General features: G+C 62.6%; 15 protein-coding genes. 6 read left to right on the forward strand and 9 right to left on the reverse strand.

Annotation, left to right across the window (positions count from 1 at the left end; translation table 11 throughout):
- From ACIQTW_RS06270 to ACIQTW_RS06280, 3 genes are all read left to right on the forward strand, one after another.
- Nucleotides 1-1,281 (forward strand): amidohydrolase family protein, encoded by a 1,281-nt coding sequence (locus ACIQTW_RS06270; protein WP_402934917.1) that lies wholly within the window; start codon nucleotides 1-3, stop codon nucleotides 1,279-1,281.
- A 47-nt stretch (nucleotides 1,282-1,328) separates the two neighbouring features.
- Nucleotides 1,329-3,683 (forward strand): transketolase-like TK C-terminal-containing protein, encoded by a 2,355-nt coding sequence (locus ACIQTW_RS06275; RefSeq protein WP_402934920.1) that lies wholly within the window; start codon nucleotides 1,329-1,331, stop codon nucleotides 3,681-3,683.
- A gap of 348 nt (nucleotides 3,684-4,031) precedes the next feature.
- Nucleotides 4,032-5,603 carry a hypothetical protein gene (locus ACIQTW_RS06280; RefSeq protein WP_402934923.1) on the forward strand — a complete coding sequence of 524 codons (1,572 nt, stop codon included), beginning with the start codon at nucleotides 4,032-4,034 and terminating at the stop codon, nucleotides 5,601-5,603.
- Nucleotides 5,604-5,695: 92 nt separating this feature from the next.
- Here the strand turns inward: ACIQTW_RS06280 and ACIQTW_RS06285 are convergent, their stop codons facing one another.
- The 6 genes from ACIQTW_RS06285 to paaA are packed head-to-tail and all read right to left on the reverse strand — an operon-like array spanning nucleotide 5,696 to nucleotide 10,635.
- Nucleotides 5,696-6,475 carry an enoyl-CoA hydratase/isomerase family protein gene (locus tag ACIQTW_RS06285; RefSeq protein ID WP_402934926.1) on the reverse strand — a complete coding sequence of 260 codons (780 nt, stop codon included), beginning with the start codon at nucleotides 6,473-6,475 and terminating at the stop codon, nucleotides 5,696-5,698.
- Nucleotides 6,476-6,484: 9 nt separating this feature from the next.
- A complete protein-coding gene (gene paaE, locus ACIQTW_RS06290; protein ID WP_402934928.1) occupies nucleotides 6,485-7,690 on the reverse strand; it encodes a 1,2-phenylacetyl-CoA epoxidase subunit PaaE in 1,206 nt (401 codons plus the stop codon).
- A gap of 8 nt (nucleotides 7,691-7,698) precedes the next feature.
- Nucleotides 7,699-8,280, reverse strand: a complete 582-nt coding sequence (gene paaD, locus ACIQTW_RS06295; protein WP_402934931.1) for a 1,2-phenylacetyl-CoA epoxidase subunit PaaD — start codon at nucleotides 8,278-8,280, stop codon at nucleotides 7,699-7,701.
- A gap of 5 nt (nucleotides 8,281-8,285) precedes the next feature.
- Nucleotides 8,286-9,215, reverse strand: coding sequence for a 1,2-phenylacetyl-CoA epoxidase subunit PaaC (gene paaC, locus ACIQTW_RS06300; RefSeq protein WP_402934933.1), 930 nt, complete (start codon nucleotides 9,213-9,215; stop codon nucleotides 8,286-8,288).
- Nucleotides 9,212-9,640, reverse strand: a complete 429-nt coding sequence (gene paaB / locus ACIQTW_RS06305; protein WP_402934936.1) for a 1,2-phenylacetyl-CoA epoxidase subunit PaaB — start codon at nucleotides 9,638-9,640, stop codon at nucleotides 9,212-9,214. The genes paaC and paaB overlap by 4 nt, the downstream gene beginning before the upstream one ends.
- Nucleotides 9,640-10,635: a 1,2-phenylacetyl-CoA epoxidase subunit PaaA gene (paaA, locus tag ACIQTW_RS06310; protein ID WP_024817856.1), complete on the reverse strand. Its 996-nt coding sequence runs from the start codon at nucleotides 10,633-10,635 to the stop codon at nucleotides 9,640-9,642. Before paaA ends, paaB begins: the two co-directional genes overlap by 1 nt.
- A gap of 225 nt (nucleotides 10,636-10,860) precedes the next feature.
- Between paaA and ACIQTW_RS06315 the strand changes: the two genes are divergently transcribed.
- The 3 genes from ACIQTW_RS06315 to ACIQTW_RS06325 all read left to right on the forward strand — a co-directional run bounded on the left by ACIQTW_RS06315 (nucleotide 10,861) and on the right by ACIQTW_RS06325 (nucleotide 17,045).
- Entirely contained in the window at nucleotides 10,861-12,528 is a 1,668-nt protein-coding gene (locus ACIQTW_RS06315; protein WP_402934939.1) for an alkaline phosphatase D family protein, read from the forward strand.
- Between the two features lie 231 nt (nucleotides 12,529-12,759).
- Nucleotides 12,760-16,128, forward strand: coding sequence for a response regulator (locus ACIQTW_RS06320; RefSeq protein ID WP_402934942.1), 3,369 nt, complete (start codon nucleotides 12,760-12,762; stop codon nucleotides 16,126-16,128).
- Nucleotides 16,125-17,045, forward strand: a complete 921-nt coding sequence (locus ACIQTW_RS06325; RefSeq protein WP_402934945.1) for a diguanylate cyclase — start codon at nucleotides 16,125-16,127, stop codon at nucleotides 17,043-17,045. The genes ACIQTW_RS06320 and ACIQTW_RS06325 overlap by 4 nt, the downstream gene beginning before the upstream one ends.
- A gap of 132 nt (nucleotides 17,046-17,177) precedes the next feature.
- On the opposite strand, the gene ACIQTW_RS06330 is transcribed toward ACIQTW_RS06325, so the two are convergent.
- From ACIQTW_RS06330 to ACIQTW_RS06340, 3 genes are all read right to left on the reverse strand, one after another.
- Nucleotides 17,178-18,446 (reverse strand): hypothetical protein, encoded by a 1,269-nt coding sequence (locus ACIQTW_RS06330; protein WP_402934948.1) that lies wholly within the window; start codon nucleotides 18,444-18,446, stop codon nucleotides 17,178-17,180.
- Nucleotides 18,447-18,559: 113 nt separating this feature from the next.
- Nucleotides 18,560-19,372, reverse strand: coding sequence for a PIG-L deacetylase family protein (locus tag ACIQTW_RS06335; protein ID WP_402934951.1), 813 nt, complete (start codon nucleotides 19,370-19,372; stop codon nucleotides 18,560-18,562).
- Complete coding sequence (locus ACIQTW_RS06340; protein ID WP_402934953.1) at nucleotides 19,373-20,518, reverse strand: glycosyltransferase family 4 protein; 1,146 nt, start codon at nucleotides 20,516-20,518, stop codon at nucleotides 19,373-19,375. It lies immediately after the preceding gene.
- Between the last annotated feature and the right edge of the window lie 2 nt (nucleotides 20,519-20,520).

Raw genomic sequence — 20,520 nt, forward strand, 5'->3', positions numbered from 1 at the left:
ATGACCATCACCTTTGATGTGACGGACCGTCCCGTACCGTACAGCGTCAGCCGCGCAGCCCGGACAGGCGACGACGTCACTGTGCTGCTCAATGCACGTGTTGTTGACCCCGAATCGGGCACCTCCGGTTCCCTGAGCGATGTGTGGCTACAGGCAGGGCAGATCTCCCGTATTGTTCCTGCAGGCAGTGAACCGGGCACGGGCAGCGTCCTGGACCTCAAGGGCAGGTTCGTGGCTCCCGGACTGATGGATGCCCATGTTCACCTGGCCTTCGATGGTGGTGATGACCCCAGGGGAACCTATCAGCGCAGCAGCGATGACGAGATCGTTGCGCAGGTTGTTGCGAATGCGCGGATTGCGCTTCGTGCCGGGATAACCACGGTGCGGGACTGCGGGACACCCAGGCACCTGCTTGCTCCTATCAGGGCAGCCCTGGGCATGGTGTCCGATGTCGCCACCGTGGTTCACTGCGGTGCGCCGATCTGCCGGGTAGGCGGGCATGGACACGACATGGGCGGAGAGGTACGCACACGTCACGACGTCGAGGCGATCATCGCCGAACAGCACGCGGCCGGTGCCACCTGGATCAAGCTCATGGCCAGCGGCGGCGGATTTACTCCCGGAACCAGTCCAAGCGTCTTTGAATTCGATCCCATCCTGCTCCGTGAGGCGGTGGTCATCGCCGCCTCCTACGGCATGAGGACTGCAGCCCATGCCCATGCCAGTTCCTCAATGGCCGCCTGCATCGAGGCCCGCGTGCACTCGTTGGAGCACGCCTCGATGCTGGGGCCGGACGAGCAGTGCGCTCCGGATCGCGAGCTATTGCGCAGGGCCGCCGATGCCGGGATCCACGTTGTCCCTACCGTCATTTCAGCGGACATCGTTTCCCGGCAATTGCGGGAGGGACACCCAGTACTATCCAACCCCCAGGACCGCAATGTGGTAGCCCGGTTGGAATCGCGGTTTACCAACGTGACCGAGTTCCTCCACTCCGGCGTGTCAATCGTGGCAGGGACGGACGCAGGCCCTGCCCACGTCACTTTCGACCTCCTTGTCCGCGAGCTGGAACGCTATGTCGACGCCGGACTGGCAGCACAGCAGGCGTTGAAGTCTGCCACGTGTGAAGCCGCCGACATGCTCGGGATGGAGACGCAGGTGGGCCTCATTCGGCCCGGCCTTTGGGCCGACCTCATCGTCACCGCGGCGGACCCCATGCAGGACGTCAGCACTCTCGCAACACCTCTTGGAGTCCTCAAGCGCGGACTACTGATCGCCCAATAACTACTCGCGTTTCCCCCTAACCACCAACACACCCTTTAAGGCATCCAATGAACGTGACCCCAGTCAGCGATGACCTGGCGGCGAACACCGCCTCAACCCTCGAGAACCCCCAGCTGGAAGCACTTGCGGCGATCGAGCGCCGCGTTCTGTGGCTTGCGACATCCATCATCCACCATGCAAACAGAGTGCGCCCCAACACATCCGGCATCAAGGTAGGCGGGCACCAGGCCTCGAGTGCCTCCATGGCCACGATCATGACCTCGCTGTGGTTCGGGCAGCTTCGCGCCGAGGACCGTGTCTCGGTGAAGCCTCATGCCTCACCCGTACTCCACAGCATCAACTATCTGCTGGGCAGCTTGGATGAAAAGTACCTCACAACGCTGCGTGAGTTCGGCGGGCTGCAGAGCTATCCCAGCCGCGCCAAGGATCCGGATCCCGTTGACTACTCCACGGGCTCCGTCGGTATCGGTGCCACCGCGCCGATCTGGGGTGCCATTTCGCGGCGTTACATCGAGACTGTGAGCGGCACACCGAACCGTGGGCGCCAGTACTCGCTCGTCGGCGACGCCGAATTGGACGAGGGCGCCGTCTGGGAAGCCGTGTTGGACTCGAACGTTGCGGATCTTGGCGAGATCGTCTGGATCGTAGACCTGAACAGGCAGTCCCTTGACCGGGTGGTGCCAAACATTGCCGCGGGCAAAATCGAGCGCCTCTTCGAGGCCGCTGGTTGGCAGGTCATTACCGTGCGTTTCGGCCATCTTTTGGAGAGTCTTATGGCCATGCCTGGAGGCGAAGCACTCAGGAAACGCATTGTTGAGATGTCCAATCCCGAATACCAGCGGCTTCTGCGCTGCTCCGCCGAGGAGCTGCGCCGCAGGCTCCCGGGTGAGGGCGCCGGGGGTGCGGCCATCGCGGAACTTATTGCCGGCGTCGAGGACCAGGTCCTGACCCGGGCCATCAGGAACCTGGGCGGGCACGACCTCGCAGCGTTGCGCGAGGCCTACGCGCAGATCGATGACACCCGCCCCACCGTCATCATCGCCTACACGGTCAAGGGCAACGGGCTGCCCACCGAAGGGCATCCGCAAAACCACTCCTCGCTGCTTACTATCGATCAGTACCGCCAGCTCGCCCACAGAATGGGCGAGAACCCCGACGCGCCTTGGACGCGGTTCGATCCCGCAAGCACCGAAGGGCAACTGGTGGGAGTAACGGCCGAAACCCTTCAACGTTCCGCGCAAACATCGGTCGATCCGCCCTCAGTACCGGCAGATTTCGGCAGGACGCCCTCGGGCACAGCAACCACGCAGGCGGCTCTGGGCCGTACCCTGCTGGACGTCACCCGTGCGGCGCCTGATGTGGCGCGCCGACTGGTGACCGTTAGCCCGGACGTGAGTTCCAGCACCAACCTCGCCGGCTGGCTGAACAAGGTGGGCGTGTGGTCAGTGGAAGAGCGCCGGAACTGGTTCAGCGACGATACCGAGACGGTGATGCACTGGCGTGAAAAGCCCACCGGGCAGCACATCGAACTCGGCATAGCCGAAGTTAACCTTGTCAGCCTTCTGGGCGAACTTGGCGCAACCTGGAGCCGTTGGGGTCAGCCGTTGTTTCCGATCGGCGTGCTCTACGACCCGTTCGTTGAGCGAGCCTTGGAACCATGGTCCTACGGCATTTACGCCGGCGGGCAGTCCATCCTGATAGGGACGCCGTCGGGCGTGACGCTGGCACCCGAAGGCGGCGCCCACCAGTCCATCAAGACACCTTCCATCGGCCTCGAACAGCCCGGCTGCACCAGCTACGAACCGGCCTTCGCGATCGATGTCGAGTGGACGTTGCTCGCCTCCATGTCCCAACTCGGACGACCGGACGGCAAATCCGCCTACCTGCGTCTCTCCACAAAACCCGTCGACCAACAACTGGCCGCGGTCCCCAAGGATCCCGCCGCCCGTGAGCGTCGCCGTCGCCAAGTGGTGGCTGGAGGCTACATGCTGCTGCGCGCGGCCGCGACACCGACCGCCACGATCGTCGCCATGGGCGCATTGGTCCCCGAAGCGCTGGCGGCCTCCGAACGCCTCGCCGCGCAAGGCACTCCCGTGGACGTCGTCTGCGTTACGAGTCCCGGCCTACTCTACGAAGCGCTGCAGGGCCGCAACGGACAGAACCGGGACGCACCGTCCTGGATCCTGGATCAAATCCTGCCAGCCGAACGCGCCGTCCCCATGGTCACCGTGCTGGACGGCCACCCTCACACCCTTGCGTTCCTCGCCAACGTGCACCAAGTCAAAAGCCGCAACCTCGGCGTCCACACCTTCGGCCAGGCGGGTGGTATCGACGACGTCTATCGCTACCACGGGGTGGACACCGACAGCATGGTCCGCGCTGTCCTGGACCTGCTTAGATGACAGCAAGTGATGCTGGTCTTGTCTTGAGGCTTCCCCTTGGGATCAGGGGCGGATGAACTTCAGTGCATAAAGCCGCTGCCGTCCCAGTCGCGGTCGAATTTGCCGCAGCGTGTGCATCGCCTGTACCGGCCGGAACCATCCTCCGCGGATTCCACATGCCAACGGTGGTGGAGGTTTAGCTTGCACATGATCATCTGGAGCATGGCACTCTCCGTTCTCAGCACGCTGATCCGCTAAGCGCGTTTCATACGTGTAGCTAAGTTTAAGCCGCGCGCCTTGTATTCTCTATCTGAGCCACGTCTTGTTGGCCTTTTCTGGTTTGGAACTACGCCCTGCAGGTGCTGAACCATGGATGTTCCTGGGGGAACCATGATTCAGTCCCGATCCGGACGTTTCTTTGAACGCTTGAAGCCAGCTCGATTCGGCGCCGCGGCCGTAGGTGCTGCCATCCTGCTGTCCGCGTGCACCATCATTCCCCTTCCGGGGGTACCCGCCGCAACCACTCCACCTCCCAGCACTTCTCCGGTGGAGAGAAGCACGGAAATCACGACGGCGGCCTGGGAAGTACCGCTCGATGCCATCGGCCAACCTGTGGTGGCTGATGGCGTTGCCTTGGTTTACGCCCGTGCGGCCGGTGGTGTGGAGGCCCACGCGCTATCCGTCGCCACGGGCAAGGAACTGTGGAAACAACCGGTTCACCCCGGGCTCGACGCGCCTTCTGTTCCCCTTGAACCTGTTGTCACCAGGACCGCTGCAGGAAAGAGTGCCGCCATCTTCCTGCAGGCTACGGCTCCTCCGCCCAACAACAGCGGCTACGAGTGGTGGACTGCCCCGGTGGCCTTTGACCTGCGCACCGGGCATGAGCTCTACCGCGGGCGGGCAGAACTAGTTAGTACACGTCCCTTTGCTTGCGACGAGTTGCAGGACATGTGCTTCATCGCCTTCGACGAAATGTCCGGGACAGTGGAACATTGGGTGGACTTGGAAACCGGCGATGATCTGTCCGGACCTGAAGTGAACCCGCTTAAGGGGGACTTCCGGCCGGTCGGGAAAGAACTGTACTCGGTGCAAGCGGGTGGAGTTGAAACCCTGGCCCATGTCTCTTACGGCGAGGTCCTGTGGGAGGTGGAGACGGAGAGCATTTTCGGGAAGGGGGCCACCACAGACATGGGCTGGCACTTCATCCACTCGGAAAAATTGGATCTCTACATCGGTTCCGTTGGCATCAACCCAACAAACTTCGCACCCCAGGAATTTACGGAACAAACCTTTTCACTGGACCTCCGGGAAACCACCAAAACGGTAGGCTTCCGGGCATCCAGCGGGCGGGTTCTCTGGGCTGCTGATGGTTCACAGCTCGAATGCGCCAAGACTGTGGGCACGGCTTCTTCCAAGCTGGAGGACGGGGACGCTTTTCCTGTTCGGTGCGAGTATGTAGACGGCTCCGTTGAATTTCCCGCAGGGAAATACGTGGGCGGACACTCGAAGGTGGTGGGCTACGATCCCATCACCGGCGAAGCCGCTTGGGAAAGCAAACCGGTGGAAGTTCACAGTTGGGATACCACCGGCCTAATCCCTTCAGCGGGCCACGGCGACTTTGTGATTGCCGGCACCTACTATTCGTCGGCCCTGTTGGACGCCCGGACCGGCAAACCCAGTGGGGCAAGCTTCGACGATGCTTTTGTTTGCACGAAAGCAACCACCTACACCTTGCCACCGAACGGGCCCTTCAAAGACCAACCTGGCGGCGACATCGGCACCGGCTCACTTGTCGCATTTCCATGCCTCAAAAGCGGGTCCCCGTCCGCGGCATATACCTATGGTGCCCTCACCGACGTGAGCACTCCGGACCAAGACATGGCCGTCCTCTCCTTGGAAGGGAAAGTGGCCGGCTACAAGCTCCTCAAGGAATCTGTCTAAGCGAGCCTCACGAAACCTGCCTCTGTCCGGCCTACTCGCCGTACAACGGTGAGGGGTGCGAACAAGGGCGGGACCCGTTGCGCGCAAGGAACCTAGCCCTTGAAGACCGGTGCCCGCTTCTCCTGGAAGGCACGGAAACCCTCGGCGTAATCGTCGGTCTTGCAGAGCCGTGCCTGCTCCGTGTTTTCCTCGGCCATGGATGCCCACAAGCCCAAGCGCTGGTCACGGATGTGGGCCACCAGTTCTTTGGAGGCAATAAACGCGCCGGTGGCCCCGGTCGCCACACGGGCAACGATCTCCCGGGTCACCGGCAAAAGGGAATCCGCCGGCATTGCCCGGCTGAACATCCCCTGCTCCACGGCTTCCGCACCGGAAATGAGATCGGCAGTGTAGATCAGGTCCAGCGTGCGGTGCATGCCCAGGCGCTCCGTAAAGTACCAGTGGCCGCCCGAATCCAAGGTGGCACCGAGCTTGGCGAAAGGTGAGCCGAACTTGGCGTTGTCCGCCACGTACACAACGTCCGTGGCCAGCAGCAGCCCCAGCCCGACCCCAAGGCAAGCCCCGTGGGCTGCCGCAAAGGTCGGTGCCGGAAACGCTGCCATCTTCTTCAGCAATGGTTCAACGAGTCCGCCGAGGTACGCCTGGGCATCATCTGTCTCCGGCGTCACTCCTGAGATGTCACGGCCGGCACAGAAGGCGCGTCCCTCTCCGCGAAGCAGCAGCGCCCGCACCTCACCGCGGGAGGCGGCGGCAGCAGCGTCGTCGTACGCTTTGTCCAGTTCGGCGAGCGCGTCCTCGTTGAGCGAGTTCAGCTTGTCCGGGTAATTGAGGACGATTTCGGCAATACCGCTGGCAATGGAGAGCTCGATCATGGGGACTCCTTAGACGTCGAAGTCGACGGTAACTTCTTCGCTGGTGGGGTGGGACTGGCAGGTGAGGACGTAGCCCTTGTCCAGCTCGTCCTGCTCAAGGGCGTAGTTCTCATCCATGGTCACCGTACCGGTGATCAGCTTGGCACGGCAGGTGCCACAGACACCACCGGCGCAGGCGAAGGGAACGTCCGGGCGAACACGCAAGGCAGCGTTGAGGATCGATTCGCGGGCGTGGGTGGGGCTGGCGACGTCGCCGGTGAGACCATCCAACGTAAACGTGATCTTGTACGTGTCCTGCGACTCGTCCTCCACAACGGGTCGGCCGGCGTTGCCCTCGGGACGGTCCGGACGGCCTGTGGTGAACAACTCGAAGCGAACATGCTCAGGCTCTACGCCCCTGGCAGCAAGGGTGTCACGGCAGAGCTGCACCAGCTCGAACGGCCCGCACAAGAACCACTCGTCCACATCCTCGGCACGGATGGCACTGCTGAGCAGCGCCTGCAGCTTTTCCGAATCGATACGGCCCGTCATCAGCGGAGCGATCCGCTGCTCGCGGGACAACACGTGATGCAGCGCCAGGCGCGACGGGTACTTGTCCTTCAGGTCCGCCAACTCCTCAAGGAACATGACGTCCATGGCAGCTTTGTTGGCGTACACGAGGTCAAAGGTGGTCTCCGGATTCGCAGCCAGCAGCGTGCGGGCAATCGCGATAACCGGTGTGATGCCGGAACCCGCAGCGATCGCCACGAAGTTACCCGGCTCCCCCGCGAGCTCCTCCGGGTGGTTCATGGAGTTCATGACGTTGTGCTGGACTGACGCGCCGTCCTTGCCGTGTCGCGAGATGAACGCACCCTGCGGGCTCATCACATCCAGGACGTCTCCGGCCTTCAATTCGGCGTTTGCCCAGGTGGAGAAGAGGCCACCAAGATCCTTTTTGATGGCCACGCGGATCTCGCTGCTGCCGTCCTCGAAGCTGCGCGGCTCTGCGCAAATCGAGTAACTGCGGCGGACCTCGTGCTGCTCGCCCTGCTCATCCGGAAGCGTGGTGCGCAGGGCCACGTACTGGCCAGGCAGGTAGTCGTACTGCCCTGCCAACTCGGCCGGAACCCCGAACGTAACCTCAATGGCATCGTCCGTCAGGCGCCGGACCCCCGAGACGGTCAGGTTGTGGAAAGACGCACGACGGCGGCTGGCCGTCTGGGTTTCGGTTGTCATGGAATTCCTTAGAGGACTTTGAAGTAGTCGAACGGTTCCTTGCAGTCCTGGCAGACGAACAACGCCTTGCAGGATGTGGAACCAAAGCGGGTGAGTTCCTTGGTGTTCAACGACGAACACTGCGGGCATTTCACGGCCAGGCTCAGGCGGACGGGACCGGAATGGCCACCTGCGGCAGCCATGCCAGTGGGCGGGGCGATCCCGTATTCCTCCAGCTTGGCCTTGCCGGATTCGGTCATCCAGTCCGTGGTCCACGCCGGAGACAACACCAGGTTGATGTGCACGCTGGCGTAGCCCTCGTTCTCAAAGGCCTTGCGCAGATCGTCACCGATGGCGTCCATCGCCGGACAGCCGGAGTAGGTAGGCGTGATGGTGACCTCGACGGCGGCACTTGAGGCGCCGCCGTCGTGCTGCCCCGCTGCTTGGGTCGAGTCGGCTGCTGGGGCTGCCGCCGGGACAACCCGCACGCCGCGGAGGATCCCCAGGTCCTCGATGGTGAGGACCGGGATCTCCGGGTCACACACTGTAGACGCGATTTCCCAGGCCCGCTGCTCAGCGGTCTTTTCCTGCGTCCGCGACAGAGTCGTCATGCTGCTCACCAGCTCGCGCCGGGGTGCTCGCGGGCCAGGACCTGCATTTCAGCGAGGATGTAGCCCAGGAATTCGGAGTGCTTGCCTTCGCGTCCGCCGCCCAGAGCCTGCGGGACGCCGGGAATTTCCAGCTCCGCTTCGGCCATGATTTCTCCGGTGAGGCGATCGAATTCTGCGCGCAGGCTTGAAGGCTGAACAGTGACGCCAGCCTGGGCCAGGCGGGTGGTCAGTTCGTCGTCTTCGAAGAGTTCGTCCACATACGGCCACACGAGCTTGAAGCCCTGGATGATGCGTGCCCGGGACTCATCCGTGCCGCCGGCCAGGCGAAGCACCCACTGCACGCTGTGATCGCGGTGGTAATCGACTTCCTTCACTGCCTTCGCGGAGATGGCTGCGATGGTGGCGTCGGTGGACTCCATGAGCTTGGTGTAGAGCTCGTACTGGTAAAAACTCACGATGAACTGCCGGGCAATGGTCACCGCGAAGTCGCCGTTGGGCTGCTCAAACAAGTGGGCGGAACGGAACTCGTGCTCGCGACGGAAGTAGGCGAGGTCATCCTCGGACTTCTCCCAAGCGGCCCCTGCGTAGGTCAAGAAGGAGCGCGCATGGCCCAACTGGTCCAAGGCGATGTTGCCCAAGGCGATGTCTTCCTCGAGCTCAGGAGCACGGGAAATCCAGTGGCCCAGACGCTGGGCGAGGATCAGGCCATCGTCGCCAATGCGCAGGGCAAACTCTGCAACATCCTCGCTGGGCTTGACCTGCCCTCGCTGGATTTCGAGGGCGATGTCCTCCGGACGCAGCGCATTTCCCGGGGTGATTCGGGTGGCGCTGGCCGAGCCATCGCCGGATGCGCCGGCACCGTGGACGCCAACGGAGATGTCGCCGTGGCCTTCAATGGCGAAGTCGGTGTCTTTAGCAGTCTCTTGAGTGCTCACAGGTGCTTCACGCCTTCGCTCTTGGTGTAGTACGTTGCGTGGCGGTAATCCTTGCCCTGCGGGGACTCGAAGAAGGAACCCTTGGAGTCGGGATCGCTGGAGGAAATCGCCTCGGCCGGGACAACCCAGATGGAGACGCCTTCGTTGCGGCGCGTGTACAGATCGCGGGCGTTCCGGAGGGCCATGGCCGCATCCGGCGCGTGCAGGGAACCGGCATGGACGTGGGACAGGCCGCGGCTCGAGCGGACGAAGACCTCCCAGAGGGACCAAGGAGATTCTTCCTTCGCGCCACGCGAGGTGGCGTCCGGGCCTGAGGTGGGTGCCGTCGTCGTGCCTTCAGCGTTTGTTGCCGCAACCTTGGGGGCCTCGCGGTTGATTTCGCTGGCGGCGCTGGCCGGTGCTTCCGGGTTGCCGTGAGGAGCCATTATGCTGCGTTCTCTTTCTGTGCTTGCTTGCGGGCGTAAGCCACTGCGGCTTCGCGAACCCAGGCACCGTTTTCGTGTGCCTCACGGCGGCGCTCGACGCGCTGCGAGTTGCAGGGACCGCGGCCGGCCAGGACTTCCTTGAACTCGTTCCAGTCCAGGGGTCCGTGCTCCCACTTCTTGGTTTCTTCGTTGAAACGGATGTCCTTGTCGGGCAGGGTCAGGCCGAGGACCCGCACCTGCTCCACCATCATGCCGACGAACCGGCTACGCAGCTCGTCATTGCTGAACCGCTTGATGTTCCATGCCATGGACTGCTTGGAGTTGGGTGAATCGTCATCCGGCGGGCCGAACATCATCAGTGACGGCGCGTACCAGCGGTTCACTGCGTCCTGGGCCATCTGCTTCTGCGCAGGCGTGCCGTTGGAAAGCTCCAGCAGGATTTCGAAGCCCTGGCGCTGGTGAAATGATTCTTCCTTGCAGATGCGCACCATTGCGCGACCGTAAGGACCGTACGAGGCACGGCACAGGGGAACCTGGTTGCAGATGGCGGCACCATCAACAAGCCAGCCGATGGCCCCCATGTCAGCCCAGGAAATCGTGGGGTAATTGAAGATGGACGAGTACCGGGCCTTGCCGGCAATCAGATCTTCCATCATCTGGTCCCGGGACTGGCCCAGGGTCTCAGCGGCCGAGTAAAGGTACAAGCCGTGGCCCGCCTCGTCCTGGACCTTGGCCATGAGGATGGACTTGCGCTTCAGGCTCGGTGCCCTGGTGATCCAGTTTGCTTCCGGCTGCATGCCAATGATTTCCGAGTGCGCGTGCTGCGAGATCTGGCGCAGCAAAGTCTTGCGGTAAGCCGCCGGCATCCAGTCGCGCGGTTCGATGCGCGAGTCCTCCGAAATGATGCGATCAAAATACGCCTGTCCGGCTGCCTCCCGCTCCTGCTCTTCCGGGGACAGCTCAGCGGGCACTGACTGCAGATTCTGCGATGCCATGGTTGCTCCTAATAAATTACCGACCGTTCGTTCAGAATATGCGGAGCGGGTGATTTCAGTCAAGCGTTGGCGTCTTGTAGGGGCAGCTCCCTGCCCAGAGCGAAAGAGAGGAATAAGGCGATGTGCGGCGCACGAGTAGGAACTACCCGACAGCCACCAATGCGGGACAGCTGGGTTTCACCTCGCCCTCACCCTCCGTTCACGCAGGCCACGCACTGTGGAACCATGACTGACCTCTCGCGCCGCTCACTCGTCAAGACTTCCCTTGCCACGCTCGCCCTCGCCGGCGTTGCCACCGGCGCCGCCGCACCCGCGTCCGCTACCCCTTCCGCCATCCCACTGGTGCGCAAGCGGCTCACACTTCCCACGGGGATTGCCACCGGCGACGTGACAACGGACTCAGCGGTCCTCTGGTCCCGCGCTTCCGGCCCCGGCCGACTCAGGGCACAGCTTCAGGCGGTGGACAGCGCAGGTGAGATCCTTCGCGGACGCTACGGTTTCAGCCGCACCATCCGCGGACCTTTGGCCACGGACGCCAGCGACTTCACCGCCAAAATCCATGCCAAGGGCCTTCCCGCAGGGACACGCTTCGCGTTGGAACTGACCTTCGAGGACGAGAACGGTCCCGGCGAAGCAGTTCGTGGCACCTTCAGCACGGCGCCGGGTTCCGCTAACGGAAAGCACGACGGCGGCACTGAAGACGCACGCGGCGGCGGCAGTTCGTCGTCGAACGGGCAATCCTTCGTCTGGACCGGTGACACCGCCGGCCAAGGCTGGGGCATCAACGAGGAACTCGGCGGCATGCGGGGCTACAAAGCCATGCACGCCACGAAGCCCGATTTCTTCATCCACTCGGGCGACACCATCTATGCCGACGGCCCCATCGCCGCCACCGTGACTGAGAAGGACGGCCAGGTGTGGCGGAACATCGTCACCGAGGAAGTCACCAAAGTGGCCGAAACCCTGAAAGAGTACCGGGGCCGCCACCGCTACAACTCCCTGGACGCCAACATGCGGGCCATGTTCGCCGACGTGCCGGTGATCGCGCAGTGGGACGACCACGAAACCACCAACAACTGGTACCCCGGCGAAATCCTGGATGACCCCCGCTACACCGAGCGGAACGTCAATGTCCTGGCAGCACGTGGCCGGCAGGCGTGGCAGGAGAACATGCCGATCGCCGACGCCGCCGCACTCTGGCGCCCCGGAACGTACGACGCCGGCCAGTACCAGCCCGCACGCATCTACCGGAAAATCTCCCGCGGCCCGCAGCTGGACATCTTCTGCCTGGACATGAGGACCTTCAAGTCCCCCAACACCGACGGCAAGGAACCCTACGCCACCAACATCCTGGGCCAGGAACAGGTGGACTGGCTGATCAAGGAAGTCCGCAAGTCCAAAGCGACATGGAAGGTGATCGCCGCGGACCTGCCCCTGGGCATCATCGTGCCCGATGGCGCTGTGAACCAGGAAAGCCTGGCCAACCGTGACCCGGGTGCTCCTCTGGGACGCGAGCTGGAAATTGCCGGTGTGCTCAGCGCCTTCAAGAAGTACGGCGTCAAGAACACCGTGTGGCTGACCGCTGACGTGCACTATTGCGCCGCCCACCACTACTCACCCGAGCGGGCGTCGTTCACTGACTTCGACCCCTTTTGGGAGTTCGTCGCCGGGCCCATCAACGCCGGCTCCTTCGGTCCGAGCGAGATGGACAGGACTTTCGGACCCGAAGTCCTTTTTGCCAAGGCCGGGCGCTTCCCGGGCGAGTCACCGCGTGACGGCGAGAACCAGTACTTTGGGCACGTGGACCTCGCTCCGGACGGTGTGTTCACGGTGAGCCTGCGCAACGCTTTGGGAGCAACGATCTACTCGAAGGCCCTCACCCCGCAGCCCTAACCCACGCAGGCCTACCCAACTAAGTAGCAGTTAATGCCGTTTTGAGGGCTCAAAACGGCATTAACTGCTACTTAGTTGGGGTTTTCGGCGTATGCTCTCCTCAGCGCAGGCAAGACGCGTTGTTCGCTTTTGGGTGGGGCCACGTTCGAAGGCAGGGGTTCAGTGGCAGGAGTGAAGCACGGGGTTCTTCCAGTGCGCTCGTCGTTGCAACAGGTTTGGCCACTCTTTCTGGTGCCCGCTGCGGTTTGTTTGGTGCTGCTGGCTTTCGGGTTGGCAAGCGGCGCAGGAACGACGACGGCGCAACTCGCGGGTGACTTGGCGATCCTTCTCGCCGCGCTCACCGCGCTGACCACCCACACCCTCGCTGCCCGGAGGAGCCGGGACAACAAGGCAGCACGCTGGTTCGTCGTCGCAGGTCTGGCGCTATGGTCCTGCGCCCAAGCATTCTGGACGTTCAACGGAGTAGCACTGGACCACGCCTACCCCTTTCCCTCGGCCTCGGATATCGGGTTCGTTGGCTATGCGTTGCCTGTCGCCGTCGGGCTTGTCCTGCTCCCCAAGGGCGAAGGGGCACGGGCGTCGCTGTGGCGGGCGGTCCTGGATGTCGGGACTGTGGCAAGCGCCGTGCTCTTCATCGCCTGGGGCACGGTTCTTGGACCATTGATCGCAGCAGGCAATACTGACACTCTGGCTTTTCTTACCACCTTGGCCTACCCGTTCGTGGACGTGGTGATGGTCTCGCTGGTGATCGTCCTGACCATGAGGGCTCCCCGTGGCCGAAGACTTCCATGGATGTGCCTGGGCTTTGGCTTCCTGGTTTTGGCGCTGACCGATCTCACGTACGTCAAGCTCACCAGCGAGGGTGTTACCGGCAGCACCGGATCTCCCCTGGCAATCGGCTGGGTTGTTGCCTTCCTGTTGGTTGCTCTGAGTCCACTGGCACCGGAAACAAGCAGCACCCGGAAGGACGGCCGCAGCTACGCGGCCATCCTGGAACTTTTGCCATACGTCCCGGTCTTCATGGCCGTGTTCTTCAACCGAAGCCAAACCATCAACATCAACGACCCTATCCTGCTGGTCACCGGCCTCGCTGTCCTGGGTTTCGTGATCGTGCGGCAGGTGTTGATCGTCGTCGAAAATGTGACACTGACCCGCGAACTCGAGTCAAAGGTTGCCCAACGAACCGCCGAACTTGAGGGACTCGGGGCGATCGTCAACTCCTCCGGCGATGCCATCATCGGCGAAACCCCGGATGGCGTTATTACGAGCTGGAACCCGGGTGCCGAACGCATCTTCGGCTACCCGGCGTCGGAAGCCATTGGCCGCAAAGGCGACTTCTTCGTCCCACGGGACCTGATGGACAGCGAACGCCAGGCGTTGGAAGTTACCGCCCAAAGCGGCGACGTGCAGAACTACGAAAGCCAGCGCCTACGCGGTGACGGAGAAGTCATTCCCGTGTCCGTGACACTCTCTCCTGTCCGGGGTGAGTCCAGCATTCGCGGCGTCGCCACCATCTCCCGGGACATCACCGAGCGCAAAGCCGTCGAGAAGGAACTCCTCGCTGCCCGCGAAGCAGCGTTGGAGGCCAGCCGCCTAAAGTCCGAGTTCCTGGCCACCATGAGCCACGAAATCCGGACTCCCCTCAACGCGGTGATCGGCCTGACCTCACTCATGATGGACACGCCCCTCAGCGAAGGCCAGAGGCAGTACGCCCAAGGAGTGAAGGGCGCCGGCGAGGTCCTGCTGACCCTCATCAACGACATCCTCGACTTCTCCAAACTCGAAGCCGGGAAAGTGGATCTGGACATCAACGTCTTCGACCCCCGGGCGCTGGTGGAAGAAGTAGCGGGACTGGTTGTGGAAGCTGCGCAGGGGAAGAACCTGGAGCTCATCTCCTACTGCCACCCGGACGTTCCGGCTCGCCTGATGGGCGACGCCGGCCGCATACGCCAAATCCTCCTGAACCTCTCTTCCAACGCGGTCAAGTTCACTCCCTCCGGTGAAGTGGAAGTCCAGGTATCCGTTCTTGACCAGGACGCCGCCAAGGCCTCGATGCGCTTCGAGGTCAGGGACACCGGTATTGGCATCACCACCGAAAATCACCAGAGACTCTTCGAATCGTTCGCCCAGGCAGACGCCTCCACCACACGTCGCTACGGAGGGACGGGACTAGGCTTGGCCATCTCCCGGCGCCTCACGGAAGTCATGGGTGGCAGGATCGGCCTGGACAGCGAGGTGGGAGTCGGCAGCAGGTTTTGGTTTGACCTTGATCTCCCCGTCGGTCCGGCAGCCTCGGACACGGAGTCTTTGCCTGCCAGCCTCTCCGGACGCCGGGTATTGGTGGTGGACGACAACGCAACCAACCGCCTGGTGCTCGAAACGCAACTGGCCAGCTGGGGAATGTTTCCCCTCTCGGTTGCCGACGCCGCCTCCGCACTGGACGAGTACCGGTCCGCGGCCCTGTCCAGCCACCCTTACGACATTGCTGTAGTGGACATGTGCATGCCCGATATCGACGGCCTCCAGCTTGCCCGCAACATCAAGGACGAGAGCAACGGCTCCGGCGGACCGGGGATCATCCTGCTCACCTCCACCATGCAGGTGGAAAGGAGCGACCTCACCTCGGCCGGAATTCGCGAATACCTCACCAAACCCGTCCGCAGCTCCGAACTGTATAACCGTCTCTTACGTGTGCTGGCCACCAAGACCGCTGGCATACCTTCCCCGCCCCCACTGGCCTACCCAGTTGAAGCGACGGATCCTGCGCCGCTGCTCGGGAGATTGCTGGTGGCCGAGGACAACGAAGTCAACCAGCTGGTGGCACGTGGCATGGCGAACCGCCTCGGCTACGAGGTACACATAGTGGACGACGGCGAACAAGCCGTTGCTGCTGCACTGACCGGCACGTACGCAGCAGTGCTCATGGACTGCCACATGCCCGTCATGGACGGCTTCGATGCGACCCGGGCCATCCGCGCCCGCAACGGCCACTCCGCCCGGATACCCATCATCGCCATGACGGCAGGCGCGTTGGATGAGGACCGCGAGCGCTGCTTCGCTGCTGGCATGGACGACTACATCAGCAAGCCCGTGGATCTGGCCAAACTTGCTGAAGTCCTCTCCCGCTGGGTACCGCAAACGTCGACGGCGGATGGCGGGTTGGGTGCCACAGCTGTTGCGGACGTAGCGCAACAGCAGGCGGAAGCACCGGCGTCGGATTCTGTTGTTCTTGATCTCGAGCGGCTGCAGATCCTGCGCGAACTTGGACCGGACGACGGTTTGGGCCTGTTGCCTGAAGCAGTCAGGGCTTTTCGGCAGGATTCCCAAGGAGCCTTGGTTACCTTGCGTGCTGCGCTGGAAACGGGACAAGCCGCGGACTTGGCAGCGGCAGCGCACAAACTCGCGGGCGCGGCCGCCAATATTGGAGCGGTGGGTGCTGCCGGCCTTTGTAAGGATCTGGAACGGCTCGGACGCGCTGCCGGACCGGAATTGGGATCTTCCGGGGCTCTGCTGCTGGGTCAACTGCACCCTGAACTTGCCCGCGTGGATGAGGCACTCGAGCGCACACTTACTGAAGCACACTCACCGGGAGCACTGTGAAAATCCTCATCGCTGACGACGACCAGATCTCCCGGATGATCACCAAGGCCGCCGTCGAGCAGTCGGGCCACGAGTGCATCGTGGCCGTCGATGGTGACTCGGCGTGGCAGCTCTATAAGGAGCACAGCCCGGAAGCGGTTGTTACCGACCTGATGATGCCCGGCCTCAACGGGCTGGATCTTTGCCGCGCCATCCGGGCGGTCGAAGATGACCGGTATACCTACGTGATCCTGGTGACCTCGCACGGTTCCCGGAAGGATGTACTGGCCGGGATGGAAGCCGGGGCTGACGACTATGTCACCAAGCCCCTGGATCCGTTCAGCCTGCACATCAGGCTCCTGGCTGCCCAGCGCATCACTTCTTTGCATGCAGACCTGGCCCGGTATCGTTCCGCGCTGAGAGAGCAGGCCCGCACCGATCCCCTTACAAAGCTCCACAACCGGCTGAAGCTGGCCGAAGACCTTGGTGCCCTGCATGGTGGGGGCGTGACTGCGCACAACTACTGCCTGGCCATGGTGGACGTGGATAACTTCAAGAGCTACAACGACATCTACGGCCATCAGGCTGGCGACGCCGCACTTGTTGCCATCGCTTCGACCCTGGCTGGCGAGGTCCGAAAATCCGACGCCGTCTACCGGTTCGGCGGCGAGGAATTCCTGCTGGTCCTGCGGGATCAGGAGGCTCCCGGCGCTCGAATGGTCATGGAGCGTGTGCGGTCGGCGGTGCAGTCCCTGCGAATCGAGCACTCCGGCGATCCCGACGGCGTCTTGACCATCAGCGCGGGTATCTCGGCCTTCACCAATGGTCACCGTGCGGGAACCGAGCAGCTTTTGCGTGAAGCCGACCTTGCCCTTTACGCCGCTAAGGCCTCCGGCCGGAACCGGGTGTCCCTGGCCGACGCCCTCCGCTCAGAGTGACCTTGCCGCGGACTTCAGCTGCCGGATGCCTTCTTTGTAGTCCTCCAAGGTCGCTCCGTCCGCCGTGGCTGGGGCTTCGCCGGGTAGGAATTCCCAGCCTTCATCACTCAGGCGAGTGGTCCTGGTCCATAGTCAGCATGTTCCTGTCTGTATGGTGTTGTTCTGGCTGATGTTGCCGGTGCCGGGTGCGACGTAAATGTTCCCGGCTGCACACGCCCTATTGTTGGTGGCGACCACGTTTGTGATCGGCCCTTGGGCGCCGAAGTCGCCGATGTGGATGGCGTCGTAGCTGCCGTCGGGGAACGCGTGACCGGCTTTCAGGTCGTGGATGTAGTTACCGGTCAGTGCCACCCCGTTGACCGCCCCGGTGCCGTTGTCGTAGTAGCCGGTGCGGATACCGTACGGAGCCCCATAGAACTCGTTATCGGCGATTTTCAGGTTGTAGATGGAATGGTTACCGACAGCCAGTTGCATGCTGTTGCCCCGGTGTCCGCCTCGAACTTTATTCCCGATGTAGTTGATGTCGTGAGTGGTTCCGTTGATGGTGTGGGCTACGAGGCCGTCGTCGCCGTCGGTTCCGACGCGCTGGTCGATGGTGTTACTGATGACATCCCCGAAAGATGAGTCCAGGACGTGGATGCCGTCGAGTTGGTCGTATTTCCCGCTCGTCGCGACGATGGTAGTGCTGTTCTTCACGCAGAACTTAGTGGTCGCAACGGCGACGATGGAGTAGGTGAAGGGGTTCCTTACGTGTACCCCATCCACGAGGTTGTTCGAGCCGCCCCGGATGTCAACGACGTACTCGTCCAGGCGCCCGCCCAAGTTGACGCTCGCTGGGAGGGTGTTACCCGAATGGTCCGCTGTGAGGTTCGTGATCGTGGTGTTCGTCGCGTTGTTAGTGGTGACGATTGGGTAGCCACCTGACGGTCCCGTTGTGGACAGGAAGTTGGGGCCCGCTTTGAGAATCGTGCCCGGGCCGGCCCCCTGAAGTTTGACGTTGTTCGCCATCCGGAGTTTGCCGTTGATGATGTAGGTCCCGGCTACGAGTTTGACCACGCCGCCCCCGGCTGCCCCTGCCGTGTTGATGCGGTTCTGAATGGCGCTGGTGTCGTCCCCGGCGTCGTTGACGGTGGTGGTGACAGTGTAGGCCGTGGTTGCATTACTGCCCGTCGCGCCGCTCTTCGTGCAAACTGCTACCGCGCTGGTGGCAGTGGGTGTTACCGATGCCGACGGTGTCTGGCTGGCGGTTGTTGTCGGCGTCGCCGAAGCGGGAGCAGCAGGGACCCCGGCCAGTGCGAGTGACGCGGCTGCGGCAGCAACCACAAAAGCTGACCACCGCCGTCGTGGTTGCGTCCAAGTGCCGTGTACCCGCAGTCCCGAATCAACGTAAACAGTTCCCACTGCAATCCCCCAAAGTGCCAAGACGCTGCGTCCGCGCCGTTGGCTGGAGTCTACATTTAGACACAAATACCAGGAAAACCCCGCGCGCTGGCTTGTGGATAAGCTCCGCGAAATCATCGTATGGCGTCCTTGATAGGACCAGGCACGAAGTAGGTCTCCGCTCTATACGGAATTGCACCGTCGGGGAACAGTGCGTCAGCCTGTGTGGCGTACTGTCTGATGCGCCCCGGTTTTACGTCGAGTCCGGTGTCCCACGTCCAGGGCACAAACCCCATCTTGGACATGTGCGGTTGATCCGGGCCGGCTGTCAGGTCGTAGGGGAAGTCTGAGTACATCACCACGTTCTCCGGGTGTCCTTTCCCTACCTCACGGGTAATGAGGTGGTCCACGTGCTTCCCCACCCCTGCCGGGCAAAACAGCAGTTCGGCCTTGGTTTGTGCCATGAGTCCGGCAACGTCTCCCCGAAGTTGGCGGATGAGTTGTTGGTCGCCCTTGGCGATCCTGCCCAAGGCGATGTCGAACCGGTAGGTGGGGTATCGGTGGGTCAGCTCCGGGAGGAGCCTTTCCCATGCGCTGCTTCCCAGAATCGGCGGCTTGCGCCGGCGTCGAAACAGCGCGTCCACTTCACCAAGATGGATCGATTGAACTCCCATGTCCTGCAGCACGGCCCGGTCCTCCGCCTGCCTGGCTCGGAACAATTCCCCTGCATCGAGCACGGTGCATTGGCGCATGAAGGAGCCTGCTGCCCGTGTATGCGGTGGCGGTGTGGACTCAGTGAAGAGAGTGGCCACGATGATCTGCCGCCCTCGGGCCTGGGCTTCAATAAGCGCGCCGCATGACAAGACTGCATCATCAAGATGTGGTGACAGGAACAGCCAGGGGGCGTCGCCCGCCATGGAAATTTCGACTCGTGATTGGAGCGGCATTCAAGCCCTTTCAGAGTCGGCGGCTTGTGGCCACCGGTTTTGAGGGTTCTTCAGTTCGGTGAGAGCAGTGCGGTAGGCCTCCGCCTGCAAATCGGCGAGCGCATCCCAGTTGTATCCGGCGGCGAACCTCCGTCCTTCCGCAGCCACCTGCTCCAGCCCCGCCTGGGAGTAGCGAAGGGCAATTTCGTCTCCGAAGGCCTCGACATCGAAGGCATCGACGATCCACCCCGTTCCCGTCGGAATGATCTCTTTCAGGCAAGGAATGTCGAAGGCAATAACCGGAGTGCCTGCCGCCAGTGCGTCGATGGCTACTAGCCCGAATGTCTCGTGCCGCGAGGGCACTACCAGCAACCGGGCATCCGAGAGAGCCCGAAACTTCCTTTCCCCGGACAGCCACCCGAGCATCTGCACGCGCTCGGAAAGACCGGCGTCCCCGATGGCCGTGCGCAACCGCTCCTCGTCCGGGCCTGTGCCCGCTATCAGAAGGTTGCCCTCAACCCTCTCGCAGGCGTGGGCCCAGGCTTCCAAGAGGAGGTCCAAGCCCTTGTGCCCGTACTCAAGGCGCCCGATGAAAAGGACGTCCTGCCCTAGTCCGGGTTCGTTGTTCCAGACTGCGGGATCCACGCCATTGCCGATCACCTCCACATGAAGGTCCGGGTTCAGCTCCTTCAAGCGGTCGCCAATGCCCTGCGAAACCGCGATTAGTCTTCGGTGCTTCTTCACGCCCAGCCACTCAATCCAATGCAATGGCAGTTTGTACTGCCGTGCCTTATCCCTGGCATGAAGCCACTGCACAACTCCGATGGTGGGGCGCTTCGTCCAGAGCGGTGCGGCCATGGTGGAAAACGGGGCGAAGAAATCCTCCACCACCACTTCAGCGGTTGACCGGCGCTTCCGTACCTCAAAGGGCAACCGCGCAACATAGGCCACCAGCCTGGTCAAGCGGTTACCGCCCGTTCCAAAGCCGATGGGCACATAGTGCACACCGTCTTCGACGCGTTCCTGCCAGCCCGGATAGCGGGTGGTCAGCACGGTGACGTGGAACCCTTTCGTGGCTAGGCGGCGGTTGATCTCGTGGGTCCTCACAGATCCCCCGCCCGCCCCGGGCATGCGCGGATCTTCAAAGCCCAAATGCAAAACTTTCATCT

It is taken from the genome of Paenarthrobacter sp. NPDC090517 (assembly GCF_044769165.1).
Lineage (GTDB): Bacteria > Actinomycetota > Actinomycetes > Actinomycetales > Micrococcaceae > Arthrobacter.